We start from the raw sequence: 13,821 nt of genomic DNA, 5'->3' as shown, positions 1-13,821 counted from the left end.
GATAGCTATCACCGGCAAGCCGGCTCTTACAATGGGTTGTGTTTGGCCATGATCGCGGTAAACAGTGACGACGCCAAAAACCGCTCCAACCATTGCTGCAGACGCGGATAAGGCGTAGTTGCAAACCACTCCCGATCGACATGGGCAAACTGGCGCACAAACGGCATCAGCGCCACATCCGCCAGGCTCAAGTGATCGGCCAGCAGGTAATCGCGTTGGCCCAGCAACTCTTCCAGCCTGCGTAAAAACACCTCACCCTTGGCCCGATACTGTTCCATCGTCTGCTCCGGGTAGCGCTCGGCGTATTTGTAGCGATTCAAATGCATCTTGAAGGCCTGGTCATTCTCTTCAAGCAAACCCGCCATCAGCGCCTGCGCCGCCGGGTCGTCCTTGAGCCGCCAATCTTCGGGATCATTTTGCGCCAGCGCCCAGTGCATGATCGCCAGGCTCTCGTCGATCACCTGGCCAGCTACCGCCAGCACCGGCACCGTGCCCTTGGGCGACAGCGCCAGCATTTCGGCGGGCTTGGCCTTGAGGCTGACTTCGACAATGTTCACCGCCACGCCTGAGTAATGCAGGGCCATCCGCGCACGCATGGCGTAGGGGCAGCGGCGGAACGAATACAGCACGACTTCGCTCATTTCACCTCCAGGGTGCTCAGGCCATTGCCTTGGCGTTTGACCTGGATCTGTACCGGGATTCGCTCGTGCATTTCCTGCACATGGGAAATCACCGCCACCTTGCGGCCCTGGGCCTGCAAGCCGTCCAGGGCATCCATCGCCAATTGCAGGGATTCGGGGTCCAGGCTGCCGAAGCCTTCGTCGATAAACAACGACTCGATTTTCAGCGTGCTGGACGCCATCGACGCCAACCCCAGGGCCAACGCCAGCGACACCAGGAACGTTTCGCCGCCGGACAACGAATGCACCGAGCGCAGTTCATCGCCCATTTCCGTGTCCAGCACCAGCAGGCCGAGCATGCTGCCGCCGCGCTTGAGGCGGTAGCGGCGCACCAGTTGGCGCAGTTGCACGTTGGCGTGGTGTACCAGCAGGTCGAGGTTGTAGGCCTGGGCAAACTTACGGAACTTGTCGCCGGTGGCCGAACCGATCAACGCATCGAGCCGGGCCCAGCGTTGCCATTGTTCATAGGCCTGGGCGGTGGCGAGCGCCAGGCTCTGGTTGGCGTCCTGGCGCCGCTGGTCTTCGGCTTGGCGCGCGCGCAGTTCGGCGCAGTGTTTTTCGCCGCTGCTCAATTGCTGGTTGAGCTCGGCCAGGGCGCTGTCCAGCTGTTCGGCATCGAGGTTGCCGTTGTGCAGGGCCTGGTGGTCCTTGAGGCGTTGCTCGCGTTCTTGCAGCAGGACTTTGGCTTGTTCGATGGCTTTTTCGCTGTGCTGCACCTGCTGGCGCAGTTCGCTGATGCCGGCCTCGTCGAAGGCCAGCAGGTGCGCCAGGCCGGTGTCGTCGAGTTGCGGATGCTGGGCGCGCCATTCGCCGATACGGCTGTGCAGCGCCTGGAGTTCGGTGTCCAGGGCGTGCTGGCGCTCCTGTCGGGACTTGAGGTCGGCGGCCAGTTGGATCAGTTCGCTGCGGGTGTCCTGCAACTGTTGATTGGCCTGGGTCTCGCTGTGGCGCGCCTGTTCCACGGCCAGGTCGAGTTGTTGCTGCCAGTGCTCGGCGCTGGAGTGTTCGCCCACCAGGGCGCGGAGTTTTTCCTCGGCGGCTTGCTGCTGGGTGGTCAGGTCGGCCAGTTGCTGGTGCAGCACGGCCAACTGTTGCTGGCGATGCTGCTGGCGGTCCTGTTCTTTTTCGATGGCTTGCTGGCGCTGTTGCTGCTCGGCCAGTTCATCCTTCTGGTAGCCAAGCTGCTCCAGGCGCAGGCTGATCTGCTGGTCCAACAGCATGAATGTGGCGGCCGGCTCCGTACGCAAACCTTCGAGGGTCTCGGCCGGCAGCAGGTTGGCGAATGCGCTCAGTTCTTCGTCCAGGCGCTCGCGGTCGTTGGCCAGTTCCCGTTGCTGGTCGATCAACTGTTGGCGGGCCTGCTGGCTGGCGTCCTGGGCGGCTTGCAACTGCTGCTGCATGCGCCCGGCGTTTTGTTGCAGGTTGAGCAGGGCGCCCTGGCGTTGCTCGTCCTGGGTGATGCTTTGCGTCAGTTGGCTGAGTTGTTGGGTTAGCCAGCCACTGCGCTTGGCAGTGTCCTGGTTCAGCAACGAAGCACTGAGCGAATGGGCCTCAAGGTTGGACGCTGAACTTTTTTGACTTGCGATCAATTGTTCTTGCTGGCTCAGGAACTCCTTTATCTGCCCATTAACGCCACCCAGGTCACCGCGCAACTCGATGAGTTTTTGATTGAGCGCCTCGACGGCTTTCTGCGCATTCGCTTCCTCATTCTCGTCATGTCGTCCAAGGCTCTGCAACAGCGCTTCGGGTTGGTGATAGGGGTGCTCGTGGCTTCCACAAACAGGGCAAGGCTGATCGTCCTGAAGATGTGTCCTCAGTTCTTCAATGCTTTCGCTACGTGCAGCACGCTGTCGCTCCAGCAGTTGCTTGGTGACCGCCAGTGCCTGTTCGGCAGTGGTTAATTCTGTTTTTGTTTGAAGCCCTGACTGAATGAGGCTTTCCCGTTGTTGCTGAGCGTGCGTGAGCCTTTGCGCCAGGGCGGCTGCTTGTTGGTCCAATTGCTGCTGGCTGTCCCATAGCCGCATCAGGTCCTCGAAAGCCCGTTGCTGCTTGCGGTTGTCCTTGAGCAGGCTGTCGAGCAACTGGATCTGCTCGGCCACGGCGTGGGGTTCGGCGCCGGCCTCCTGATACAAGAGGTCCAGGGCCGTGCGCTGTTGGGTCCATTGCTCGCTGGTGCTGTTGGCGCGAGCCTCCAGTTGGGGCAGTTCGGCCTGGCCTTTGTTCAGGCGATTGCCGATCAGCATCAGCTGTTGCAGGCGGTCGCGGTAGGCGTTCCAGGCATCGCTCAAGGGCGCAAGGGCAGCACTGCGTTCAAGCTGTACCGCCAGTTGTTGCAGGCGGCTGGCAACCTGCTGTTGCTGGGTGTGCAAGACATCCAGGCTGGCCTGGCCCTCGGTGCAGGCGGTTTGCCCCAGTTGCTGTTGTTCGCGGCTTTGGGCCAGTTCGCGAGTCAGGCGGGCGAGGGTGCTTTGCTCTTCGAAGGCCTGGCGTAGCAGAGGCACGGACTCGGTCTGCTGTTGCAGGGCGGCGGCCAAGGCGCTGTGTACGCTGGCTTGCTGCTGTTGCAGTTGCTCCTGGCGCGCGTGCAGGGCGGTCTGCTGCTCAAGGTGCTGGCGGATCTGCGCGGCCAGGGGCTCCAACTGGCCGGTCAACTCACTGTGTCGTGCGAAATGATGACGCTGCGGTGCCAGTTGTTCCAGGCGGCTCAAGTCCAGGCGTTGCGGGCCCTGGTTGTGCCACGCCTGCTCGGCCTGTTGCAGTTGCTCAACCGCACTGTGCTGGCGCTCTTGCCACTCGCTCAGCTCCTTGAGCCAGGTGTGCTGCAGCTCCAATTGCTTGAGCTGGGCCTGCTGGGTCTTGAGCTGTTGCTGGGCCGTACTCAACTGTTGATCCAGCTCGGCGCGGTCTTCGGCCGGCAGAGGCGTGACGCCGGTGGCCTGGTCCAGCAGCAGTCTGTGGGTTTCCTTGGCCTCTCTGGCCTTGACGAACGCGCGCTGTCCCAGCTGGGTGTAGAGCGCGGTGTCGGTGAGCTTTTCCAGCAGTTCGCTGCGCTCGTTGTCGTTGGCCTTGAGAAAGGCGCTGAACTCACTTTGCGCCAACAACACGGCCCGGGTGAACTGCTCGAAATTCAGGCCCAGGGCCAGTTCCAGCTGAGTCTTGTATTCGGTTTTCTGGCTGGCCAGCAATTGCTCGCTGTCCAGGTCGATCAGGCTTTGCCGGCTGTTCTGCAGCTTGCCGCTGGCCTTGTCCCGGGCGCGGTTGGCTTCCCAGCGCGCACGGTAGCGGCGCCCGCTGACCCCGATAAAGTCCACCTCGGCATAACCACCCCCGGTGCCGCGTCGGATCAGGGTGCGCGGGTCGCCGATGGAAATATCGGTATCGGCATCGGGCATTTTCGCCTGGCCGGTGTCACCCAGGCGTGGCACGGCACCAAACAGCGCCAGGCACAGGGCATCGAGCAGTGTGCTTTTACCGGCACCGGTGGGCCCGGTTATCGCAAACAACCCGGCACTGGCCAGGGGCTCGGCAGTAAAGTCGATCTCAAACGGCCCGGCCAGGGAGGCGAGGTTTTTCAGGCGAATGGCGAGGATTTTCATGGCTGTTCATCCTCCTGTTGCACTTCCTGGAGCAGCACGGCGAAATCCTTCAGGGTCTGTTCGTCCACATCATTGCCGTAGCTGTCCTGCCAGGCCCGGCTGAACAGTTCCTGGGGGGTGAGTTGGTCGAGTTCGATCAGGCTGTTTTCGTCACTGGCATCGCTGGCGCGTTGACCGGCGTACTCAGCGGCGATGCGCACCAGGCGCACGGCCTTGCCCAGCAGGGCGGTTTCGATTTGCTGGCGCAGGTCCGGTTGCGGTTCGTCGAGGCGCACCCGCACTTCGAGCCAAGGGTGGCGCTGGGTTTCGGCGAGCAGGTCGATATCCGGCAGGTCTGCCAGGGCCTTGAGGATATCGGCCAGGGGCGCGGCTTCCAGGCGTTGCAGGTTGACTGCGCGCGGAATCAGGAGGGGTTCGACGCTGACCAGCATTTGGCCCTGGAATGTCACGTCGAGAATCTGGTGTTTGTAGCCGATTTCTGAAAACGACAGCGGAATCGGCGAGCCGCTGTAGCGAATCCGCTCTTCGCCATTCACCTTTTGCGGCTTGTGCAAATGGCCGAGGGCAACATAGCTGACACTCTTGTCGAACAGCTTGGCCGGCAGCGCCTCGGCATTGCCGATGATCAGGCTGCGCTCGGAGTCTTCCGACACCGAACCACCGGCCATATGCGCGTGACTGATGGCAATCAGCGCCTGGCCTTTTTTGCGTTTGGCGTTGGCAGCGGCAATGAGCCATTCATGGACCTGGCCGATACCGCGCAGGTAGTCGTCACCCAGGTGCGCACCGGTCACTTCTGCCGGGCGCAAGAAAGGCAGTGCAAGGCACCACGCGGCGATCTTGCCTTTGGCATCCGGCAGCGGGATCAGCAGGCGCTCGGCATCCAGTTGGCCATCATCCAGCCACAACACGCGACCCAATGCATGGGTACGCAAACGGCGCATCAACGGCGCAGGCAGTTCGATACGCGAGCCGGAGTCATGATTACCGGCGATCATCACAATGGTCAGTGTGGGATTTTGTTCATGGGCGTTGATGATGAAATCATACAGCCGCTCCTGGGCCTTGAGTGGCGGGTTGACCGTGTCGAAGATATCGCCGGCGATCAGCAGCACATTGGGGCAGTGTTGCTTGATCTGGCTCAGCAGCCAGTCGAGGAAACAGGCGTGTTCGAAGTCGCGTTCCTGGCCGTGGAGGTTTTGGCCCAGGTGCCAGTCGGAGGTGTGAAACAGACGCAAGGCGAACTCCGTGGGGAATTGATAAAGGAGGGGAGTTTACCCTGTAAATACCGACCTGCCGCCTGGGAATGGAACCAAGCGTGGCAAAGCACCACAGAATGCAGGTCCCCTTTGTAGGTGGATCCATAAGTTGCATACAAGGAGCGTTACGTATGAGTGTGAATTTCCCCGGCGGTAATCATCATATTTTCTCAAATATCATACCTGTGACGCCTGAAAACAGGCCCGCGGCAAAAAACGAAGCCAAAGCATCACCCGAGGAGTCCAAGCGTTGGCTTGAAGAGGTGACGTCGGAAAAAGGTGATCAGAAACTGGCGATGGGAGGGGGGTACAACGCACTCTCAATGGCCAAGTGGATGGAGTCACCTGATGACGTCAAGGACAATGCCGGCGGGTCGTGAAGGCAACCCTGATCGTAGAGGCGTGCGCGCGCCCTGTAGGAGCGGGCTTGCCCGCGAAAAACGCAAACCCGCCGCGCTCCTTCAGGCTTCCCGCGTTATCGGGGTCACTGCGGTTTGAGACAGCCCAGCGCGCGTTCGGCCAGGATTCCAGCCTGATCTATCAAGTGCTCTGTGGCACCTGACATATGACGTCGATCACCTGCCAGTCCCTGGGTGGTGCCAGCGGCGGTGGCGGCTGCGCAGCGCAGCAGGTCGCAGACCTGGGCAAGGGCGTCTTCGAAGCTGAGGTCTTGCTGCACGGTGAAGGACGGGGGCGAAGTGGGTTGCAGGTAGTGGCGCAGGGCGCGGTCGAAGATTTCGCGGTCGGGGGTAAAGCGGGGTGGGTCGGGGACGATTTTGTTCATGCAGAAGCTCCTACTAAGTGGGGGAGCCATCCTGTGCCGTTTCCACACGGCAGATTAGGTGGCAGCCATACGCGGGGTGGAAAACCGAGTAGTAGGACTCGGCCAGACCGAGGTCTGCCCGCGTACAGCCGCCATTGAGCGTTTACATACGATCATGACGCCTACTTATTCTCAGGTTTCCACACCCGATCGCTGATATGCAGCGACGGAGCGAAGGCTAGCCAGTGAGGTGAACAGGCGCAAGGCCGTGGGATTGTCTAGGAAACGTCCTGCAAATTAAAGGGATATGGATTGCTGGCCTTTAACAATCTATGACGAACCCTCCAAAGCCCGAGCGCGAAGCTGCATTTTCCTGTGGGAGCAGGCAAGCCAGCTCCTACAGGAGTACGCGTATGCCTCAGCGGATAGGGACAAAATGGACGGTTACTTGGGATACAGCGGCGGCAGGCTGGTGCTGTCGGCCACCGGCGCCTGTTCGCGTTCGGCCATGGGGATGGCCTTGACCGCCCGCCACAACTCCTCGCCCTGCCAGTACTGGCCGCTTTCGCTGTAGAGCGCGCCGTTTAACCCATCCAGCGCATCGGACAACGGCACAAACCGCGCCGCCATGTCCGCCAGGGTTTCCGGTTGCTGGCGGGCCCAGGCGTCCAGGGCCTGGCGCGTGGCCTGGGGGTCATTGGCCTGGCTCGCGCGCTTGAGGTCGTCGAGCAAGGTACGGGGGCTGGGCCCTGTCTGGGCGGCGCGCAGGATTGCCGGGCGTGAGCGGGCGCGCCACCACAGGCCGAAGCCGAGCAGGGTGGTGCAGGCGAGGAACAGGCTGGTGAGCTGCCAGATCCACAGACGGCCATCGTCCGGCGCAGTGATCACGGTGGGTGTGGCCGGGGTGTCGACCACCAGGCTCGGGTTGACCGCCACTTGCAGGGTGCGGGCCGGCAGGCTGGTGCGTTCCAGATGGTCCTCGTGGGTGTTCCACCACACCACTTCCACCGCGGGCAACTCCAGGGCTCCGGCGCGATTGGGCACCAGGGCTTCGCGGTCTTCGCGGCTGCCGATCACCCCACGTTCGCTGTTCTGGTTGCTCAGCACCGGCTGGTCGGGGTAGCGCCGCAGACCGGCGATTTCGGTGCTTGGCAACGCGGGCAACTGGGCGCTGGCCAGGCCTTCGGCCTTGAGGGTGAGGATGCGGGTCAGGGAGTCGCCGACCTGTACGTTTGTCGGTTCCGGGTTCCAGCTTTCGCCCAGGCTCAGGCTGCGGGCCGGCAGCCAGGGGGCATCTGCTGGATAGAGCGCAGGCTTGGGCTTGACCGTCAGGGGGATCTCGGTGGAATTGACATGCAACAGCTTGCCAGGCCTGGGCGCCTGGGGCGGGGTGCCTTGGGCCGGGCGCGGTTCGACCATGGTCGCGCTGAACATTTGCGCGGGGATCAGCAGTTGTCCGCTGTGCTGCGGGTAGATCCCGTAGCGCATTTCGATCACGCCATGGCGCACGCCGTTGATGACTTTTTCATAGGTGCGTGAATCGCCCACTTGCTCGACCCGCGCGTCAGACAACTGCAAGGGTGCGAGGCTGCTGTCGTCATACAGCGCCACCGAATGGTAGATGCGCACGGTCAACAGGGCCTGGGCCTGCACATAGACGCTGTCCTGGTCGAGGCTGGCTTCGATGAAAACCGGCGCCAGTTGGTTGTCGCTGTCCTGGCCCAGGGTTTCGTCCACTTGCAGGCTGAGCGCCTGGGTCTTGAACTCACCCAGTTGCAGTGACGGGATCACCACGGTGCCGGTGGTCTTGGGCTGCAAGGTGATGATCCAGCGAGTCGTCGCGTGGTTGGCTCCGTCGAGGGTGGTAAGTTGGTTGATCTGGCGGGTGCCGCGTACGTCGAACAGCGGGTCGAGGGGCGACAGGTCCGGCTTGCCGAACTGGGTGACGTCGTTGGACTCGATGGTCAGCTCCACCGTTTCCCCGGAATTGACGCGGCTGCGGTCGAGACTGGCGGCCAGTTCGACCGCCTGGGCGTGGCCGGCCCACAGCGCGAGCACTAAGAGGAATGGGGTGCAGCGGCTCATCGAGTCTTGTCCTGATGTTGTTGCTGTTCGTACCAGAATTTGCGTCGCAACAACTCGCCGGGGTTGTCCGGGATCTGTCGCAGCCATTGTTCCAGGGCCTGGCGGTGCTCCTCGTCGAGGTTGGCATTGGCCGGGCGCAAGGGGGGCGTGGTGGTCTGCTCGTCGCCCAGTTCGCTGCCGGGTACTTCGTTGTTGCCAGAAGGCGGCGGGGGGCCGGTGGGTTTCTCCGCCGTGCCCGCCTGGCCCGCACCCTGGGGGGATTGCTCGCCACTGCTGGTTTGCTGGCTGTTGTCGCCTGGTTGCGCAGTTTGGCCGGGTTGGGCGGATTCGTCATCCTCGTTTTTTTCAGGTGTTGGCGGTTCGGGTTCCGGTTCTTCCAGCAACAGGCTTTCGACAAGGGCTTTGTTTTTCAAGGCGGGCTGCAAGTCCGGCTGGGCTTCCAGTGCTTGCTCATAGGCGTCTATCGCGGCTTCCAGCTCCCCGGCGCGGGCCAGGGCGTTGCCGCGATTGTAGTGGGAATAGGCGTCATTGCCCTCGGCAAAGCGCCGGGCTGCCTCGGCGTAGTTGCCTGCCTCATACAGGGCGACACCTTGCCATTGCGGGTTTTCAAAGTGTTCGGCGGCCTCGGCCGGGCGCTTTTGCTTGAGCAGGTACTGGCCCTGTTGGTCGGGGCGCAGCCACAAATCCTGGAAGTCGAACGCATAGCTGGGCTGTGGCGCTGCCAATAGCAGCAACGGCAGGCAGAACAGCCAGCCCCGACGCCCGGCGCAGGCGGCGAGCAACAGCAGCGGCAGCAGCAACCAGTAACCCTGGTCGGCCCAGGTGTCCAGTTGCAGGCGCTGGCCGTCGTCGCGCAGGTTTTGCGGGCCGTCCAGCAGACCGAGGTTGCGCAGGTCCTTGTCATCCAGGCGCGCCTGGCGATAGCGACCGCCCATTTCGCTGGCGAAGGCCTTGAGCGTCGGGCTGTCCAGGCGCGGGATCAGGATCGCGCCTTGTTCATCCTTGAGGAACTCACCGCTTTCCTGGGTGACGGGTGTGCCTTCGCGGCTGCCGATTCCGAGGATCGACAGGCTCGGCGCCTGGCCTTGCAGCAGCAGGCGAATGCCCTGGCGCTCCTGTTTGGACAGTGACGAGCCTATCAGCAACAAACGGCCCTGGCCGAGGCCGCCGTGCTTGAGCAGGTCCAGGGCTTTTTCCACTGCCAGGTCCGCACGATGGCCGGCCTCGGGCATGATCGAGGGGCGCAGGGCATCCAACAGGTTGCGGCTGGTAGCCAGGTCGTCCGACAGCGGCACCAGCGTATGGGCACTCCCGGCATAGACGACGATGGCGGTCTGCGCATCGCTGCGCGCCTGCAGCAGGTCCACCAGCTTGCGCCGCGCCTGTTCCAGGCGATTGGGCGGGCTGTCGGTGGCGAGCATCTCGGGGGTCAGTTCCAGCAGTACCACCAGCGGGTCGGCGGGTTTCTGGCTGATCTGTTCGACTCGCTGCCAGCCAGGACCCAGCAGGGCCAGCGTCGCCAGCAGCCAGGCCAGGCCCAGCAGCAGCCATGGCGATTTGCTTTCCCGGCCATTGCCGCCACTGAGCAGGGCGGCGTGGAAAGCCGGCGGCAGGATCATCTGCCAGCGCCCTGCGCGTTTCTGCCGATGCCACAGTTGCCACAGCAACCAGCAAAGTACAGGCAGCAGTAACAGCCACCAGGGGCGCATCCAGTGCGGCCATAAAGCGATCATCGCCGCCTCCGTAAACGCAGGCGTTTGAGGCGTTGGCGCCATTGCGGATGCTGTTGCAGGAAATGGCCCTTGGTCGAGAGTTTATTGAGCAGACGCTGCAGGGCGTTGTCCGGCCAGCGCTCCTGGATCACCAGTAACAGGCTCAGAAACAGCGCCAGGGCCAGCGGCCCGCTATACAGCGCCTGGGCCGGACGGGCCTGGGTCGGCTGTTGCGCCACCGGTTCCAGCTGGTCGAGGGTTTCCTTGATCGCTTGCAGTTCTGCACCGTCGTGGGCGCGGAAGTACTGCCCGCCGGTGGCCTCGGCAATGGCCTTGAGTGCCGGCTCGTCGAGGTCCAGGCTCGGATTGAGGCCGAGCATGCCCAGGGTCCCGGTTTGTTCTGGGTTGGCGCCGATACCGATGGGGTAGATCTTCACCCCTTCTTCGCCGGCCAGGCGGGTGGCCGTCAGCGGGTCGATTTCGCCGCCATTGTTGGCGCCGTCGGTGACCAGGATCAGCACCCGGCTTTGTGCCGGGCGTTGGCGCAGGCGCTTGAGGGCGAGGCCGATGGCGTCGCCAATCGCGGTGTTTTTGCCGGCAATGCCGATGCGCGCCTCATCCAGCCAGGTGCGCACGGTGCGCCGGTCGAAGGTCAGCGGCGCTTGCAGGTAGGCCTGGCTGCCGAACAGGATCAGGCCAACACGGTCGCCCTCGCGGCTTTCGAGAAAGTCTCCAAGCAGGTGCTTGACCAGGCTCAGGCGGCTGACGTCTTCGTCCTGCCATTGCATATCAGGGAAGTCCATGGAGCCGGATACATCCACCGCCACCAGCAGGTCGCGGCCGCTGGCGGCGATTGGCAGCGGCTCGCCGAGCCATTCCGGGCGAGCGGCGGCGGTCAGCAGCAACAGCCATAGCACTACGAAAGGTGCTTGCTGGCGCCAGCCCGGCAGGTTGATCCGCGCGCGCCGCCGGGCCAGGCCTTCGAGGTCGCCGAGGAAGCTGACTTTCAAGGCCGGCTCGCCGCTGTCGGCCACCGGCAGGATCAGGCGCATCAACCACGGCAAGGGCAACAAGGCAAAGACCCACGGCCAGGCGAACTCAAACATGTTTGCGAATCCAGGTGTCGACCGCTTGCGTCAGGCCGGCAATGGCCTTGTCGTCGAGTTTGCATTCGGGTTTGTAGGCGCCTTCCACCAGGACCATCCATCGCGTGAGGCCGGCCGCCGGGCAGCGGTTGTCGAGAAACGCCAGCCATTTGCGACCATTGAGGGTGTGGCTCTGGCTGTAGGGGTAGTCGTTGCGGCACAGGCGCTTGAGCAGGCCGTTGAGCTGTTGCAGCCAGGCGCCGGCCGGTGCGCCATCGTAGGGTTTGGGCATCAGCGCCAGTTCTGCGAGGGCGGCAATGCGCAATGGGTCCAGAGGCTGTTCGGCCCGGCCCACGGGGCGTTTGCCCGGCAGGAAACGACGCAGTGACCACACGCCCCAGCCCGCCAGGGGGATCAGCACCAGCAACAGCCACCAGCCCGGCGCCGGTGGCCAGAAACCAATGGCTGGCGGGGCGATCAGCGGTTGCAGTGGGTCCAGGCTGCTCATGGCTTTTTCACCGGGCGTTGCGGGTTGAGGTATTCGCGCAGTTGCTCGACCATTTCGCTCTGGGTGCTCAAGGGCATCAGCAAGACCCGTAGCTTCTGCGCGAGCAACTCCCAACGGGCGATGCGTGCTTCGGCCTGGGCCTTGTAGGCCTGGCGCAGTTCGAAGTTCAAGGTGTCGATTTCCAACTGCGCGCCGCGCTCGGCGAAACGCAGCAGCCCGGCGGCGGGCAGGGCGTGGTCCAGCGGGTCTGAGACCGGCAGCAGCAACAGGTCGCAATGGCGCGACAGCAGGCTCAGTTGCTGCTCGGCACCTTCGGTCAGGGCACGTTCATCGCAGATCACAATCACCAGGCTACCGGGGCGCAGTACTTCGCGGCCACGGCGCAGGGCCATGCCCAGGGCATCGGCCTCGGGACGGCTCTCGGTGTTGAGGCTCTGGTTGACCCGCACCAGGCGGTTGAGCAGTTGCAGCAGGCTTTGCTTGCTGCGTCGCGGCTTGATTTCATAGTGTTCGTTGTCACCGAACACCAGGCCGCCGACCCGGTCGTTGTGCCCCAGCGCGGCCCAGCCGATCAGGCTCGCGGCCTGGGCGGCGAGAACCGACTTGAACATCAGCCCGGAGCCGAAAAACAACCGGCAACTTTGCTCCACCATGATAAAGATCGGGCGTTCGCGTTCTTCATGGAACAGCTTGGTGTGGGGCTCCTGGGTGCGCGCGGTGACGCGCCAGTCGATGGTGCGCACGTCGTCGCCGGCCTGGTACACCCGCACCTGGTCGAAGTCGACGCCGCGCCCGCGCAATTTGGAGTGATGCAGGCCGATCAACGGGCTGCGTTGGCTCGGCGTGGAAAACAGCTGCACCTCTCGCACGCGATGACGCATCTCGATCAATTCGCTGAGGGTGACACGGATCCCGTCGCCGGTATTCATGGGGATCAAGCGACGGCTACGACGTCGAGAATACGCTGCACCACGCGGTCCTGGTCGATGCCGGCCGCCTCGGCCTCGAACGACAGAATGATCCGATGGCGCAGTACATCGAACAGCACGGCCTGGATATCTTCCGGGCTGACAAAGTCGCGGCCGGCCAGCCAGGCGTGGGCCCGGGCGCAGCGGTCGAGGGCGATCGAGCCCCGGGGGCTAGCGCCGTAGGCAATCCACTCGGCCATTTCCGGGTCGAACTTGGCCGGGGTACGGGTGGCCATGACTAGTTGCACCAGGTATTCCTCCACCGCATCGGCCATGTACAGGCCGAGGATTTCCTTGCGTGCAGCGAAAATCGCCTGCTGGCTGACCCGCCGCTCGGGCTTGGTCTCGCCATTCAGGGCTTCGCCACGGGCCTGTTGCAGGATGCGCCGCTCCACGGCGGCATCGGGGAAGCCGATCTTGACGTGCATCAGGAAGCGGTCGAGCTGGGCTTCGGGCAGGGGGTAGGTGCCTTCCTGCTCGATGGGGTTTTGCGTGGCCATCACCAAAAACAGCGGCGACAGCTCATAAGTACTGCGCCCGACACTGACCTGGCGTTCGGCCATGGCTTCGAGCAAGGCCGACTGCACCTTGGCCGGGGCACGGTTGATTTCGTCCGCCAGCACCAGGTTGTGGAAGATCGGCCCTTGCTGGAACACGAAGCTGCCGGTTTCCGGGCGATAGATCTCGGTGCCGGTGATATCGGCGGGCAACAGGTCGGGGGTGAACTGGATGCGATGGAACTGTGCTTCGATCCCCTCGGCAAGCTCCTTGATGGCCTTGGTCTTGGCCAGGCCGGGCGCGCCTTCTACCAGCATATGGCCGTCGGCGAGCAGGGCAATGAGCAGGCGCTCGATGAGTTTTTCCTGGCCGAGAATCTGCGTAGAAAGAAAGGTTCGCAGCGCGAGCAGCGCTTCACGATGTTCCATCGATGACGGTTCCTGGAAAGATGAGCCTGGGGAGTGTGAAAAATGCCAGGGCCTGGGGCGCTTACTTTAATGCATTGGAGGGGCTGGCGACTAACGAACCGGGGGGTATTTTTTGGGGGTTATGGGAAAGGTCTGAGGTTTTTGGCGTCGATGAGGGCCTCATCGTGGGCAAGCCCGCTCCCACATTTGGATTGTGGTGCGTTCAAATGTGGGAGTGGGCTTGCCCTCGATGGCGATTT

Annotated in this window: 11 protein-coding genes; 1 reads left to right on the top strand and 10 read right to left on the bottom strand. The window is 63.2% G+C overall.

Translation table 11 applies throughout. From position 1 onward, the window contains the following. Positions 1-26 precede the first annotated feature (26 nt). From KL786_RS20695 to KL786_RS20685, 3 genes are read right to left on the bottom strand one after another with little or no spacing between them, the layout of a single operon-like run. Positions 27-641, bottom strand: coding sequence for a glutathione S-transferase (locus KL786_RS20695; RefSeq protein ID WP_215518823.1), 615 nt, complete (start codon positions 639-641; stop codon positions 27-29). Continuing rightward, entirely contained in the window at positions 638-4,276 is a 3,639-nt protein-coding gene (locus KL786_RS20690; RefSeq protein WP_215518822.1) for an AAA family ATPase, read from the bottom strand. The genes KL786_RS20695 and KL786_RS20690 overlap by 4 nt, the downstream gene beginning before the upstream one ends. Next, positions 4,273-5,514, bottom strand: coding sequence for an exonuclease SbcCD subunit D C-terminal domain-containing protein (locus KL786_RS20685; protein WP_215518821.1), 1,242 nt, complete (start codon positions 5,512-5,514; stop codon positions 4,273-4,275). The genes KL786_RS20690 and KL786_RS20685 overlap by 4 nt, the downstream gene beginning before the upstream one ends. A 152-nt stretch (positions 5,515-5,666) precedes the next feature. On the opposite strand from KL786_RS20685, the gene KL786_RS20680 reads away from it, so the two are divergent. Further along, on the top strand, positions 5,667-5,915 hold the full coding sequence (locus KL786_RS20680) for a hypothetical protein (protein WP_215518820.1): 249 nt from the start codon (positions 5,667-5,669) through the stop codon (positions 5,913-5,915). A 104-nt stretch (positions 5,916-6,019) separates the two neighbouring features. Here the strand turns inward: KL786_RS20680 and KL786_RS20675 are convergent, their stop codons facing one another. The 7 genes from KL786_RS20675 to KL786_RS20645 form a co-directional block, all read right to left on the bottom strand. After that, a complete protein-coding gene (locus KL786_RS20675; RefSeq protein WP_082445609.1) occupies positions 6,020-6,319 on the bottom strand; it encodes a DUF6124 family protein in 300 nt (99 codons plus the stop codon). 423 nt (positions 6,320-6,742) lie between these two features. Further along, a complete protein-coding gene (locus tag KL786_RS20670) occupies positions 6,743-8,383 on the bottom strand; it encodes a BatD family protein (protein ID WP_215518819.1) in 1,641 nt (546 codons plus the stop codon). Continuing rightward, complete coding sequence (locus KL786_RS20665; protein ID WP_215518818.1) at positions 8,380-10,116, bottom strand: tetratricopeptide repeat protein; 1,737 nt, start codon at positions 10,114-10,116, stop codon at positions 8,380-8,382. The genes KL786_RS20670 and KL786_RS20665 overlap by 4 nt, the downstream gene beginning before the upstream one ends. Beyond that, a complete protein-coding gene (locus tag KL786_RS20660) occupies positions 10,113-11,201 on the bottom strand; it encodes a vWA domain-containing protein (RefSeq protein ID WP_215518817.1) in 1,089 nt (362 codons plus the stop codon). Before KL786_RS20660 ends, KL786_RS20665 begins: the two co-directional genes overlap by 4 nt. After that, complete coding sequence (locus tag KL786_RS20655) at positions 11,194-11,688, bottom strand: DUF4381 domain-containing protein (RefSeq protein WP_215518816.1); 495 nt, start codon at positions 11,686-11,688, stop codon at positions 11,194-11,196. The genes KL786_RS20660 and KL786_RS20655 overlap by 8 nt, the downstream gene beginning before the upstream one ends. Further along, positions 11,685-12,617 (bottom strand): DUF58 domain-containing protein, encoded by a 933-nt coding sequence (locus KL786_RS20650; protein ID WP_032860897.1) that lies wholly within the window; start codon positions 12,615-12,617, stop codon positions 11,685-11,687. The genes KL786_RS20655 and KL786_RS20650 overlap by 4 nt, the downstream gene beginning before the upstream one ends. Positions 12,618-12,622: 5 nt before the next feature. After that, the gene (locus KL786_RS20645) at positions 12,623-13,582 is read right to left on the bottom strand and encodes an AAA family ATPase (RefSeq protein ID WP_003218556.1); all 960 of its coding nucleotides are present in this window, start codon (positions 13,580-13,582) and stop codon (positions 12,623-12,625) included. Between the last annotated feature and the right edge of the window lie 239 nt (positions 13,583-13,821).

The sequence above is a fragment of the Pseudomonas sp. TAE6080 genome (assembly GCF_018732265.1).
Lineage (GTDB): Bacteria > Pseudomonadota > Gammaproteobacteria > Pseudomonadales > Pseudomonadaceae > Aquipseudomonas > Aquipseudomonas brenneri.
This window is presented reverse-complemented; position numbering and strand designations above follow the sequence as displayed.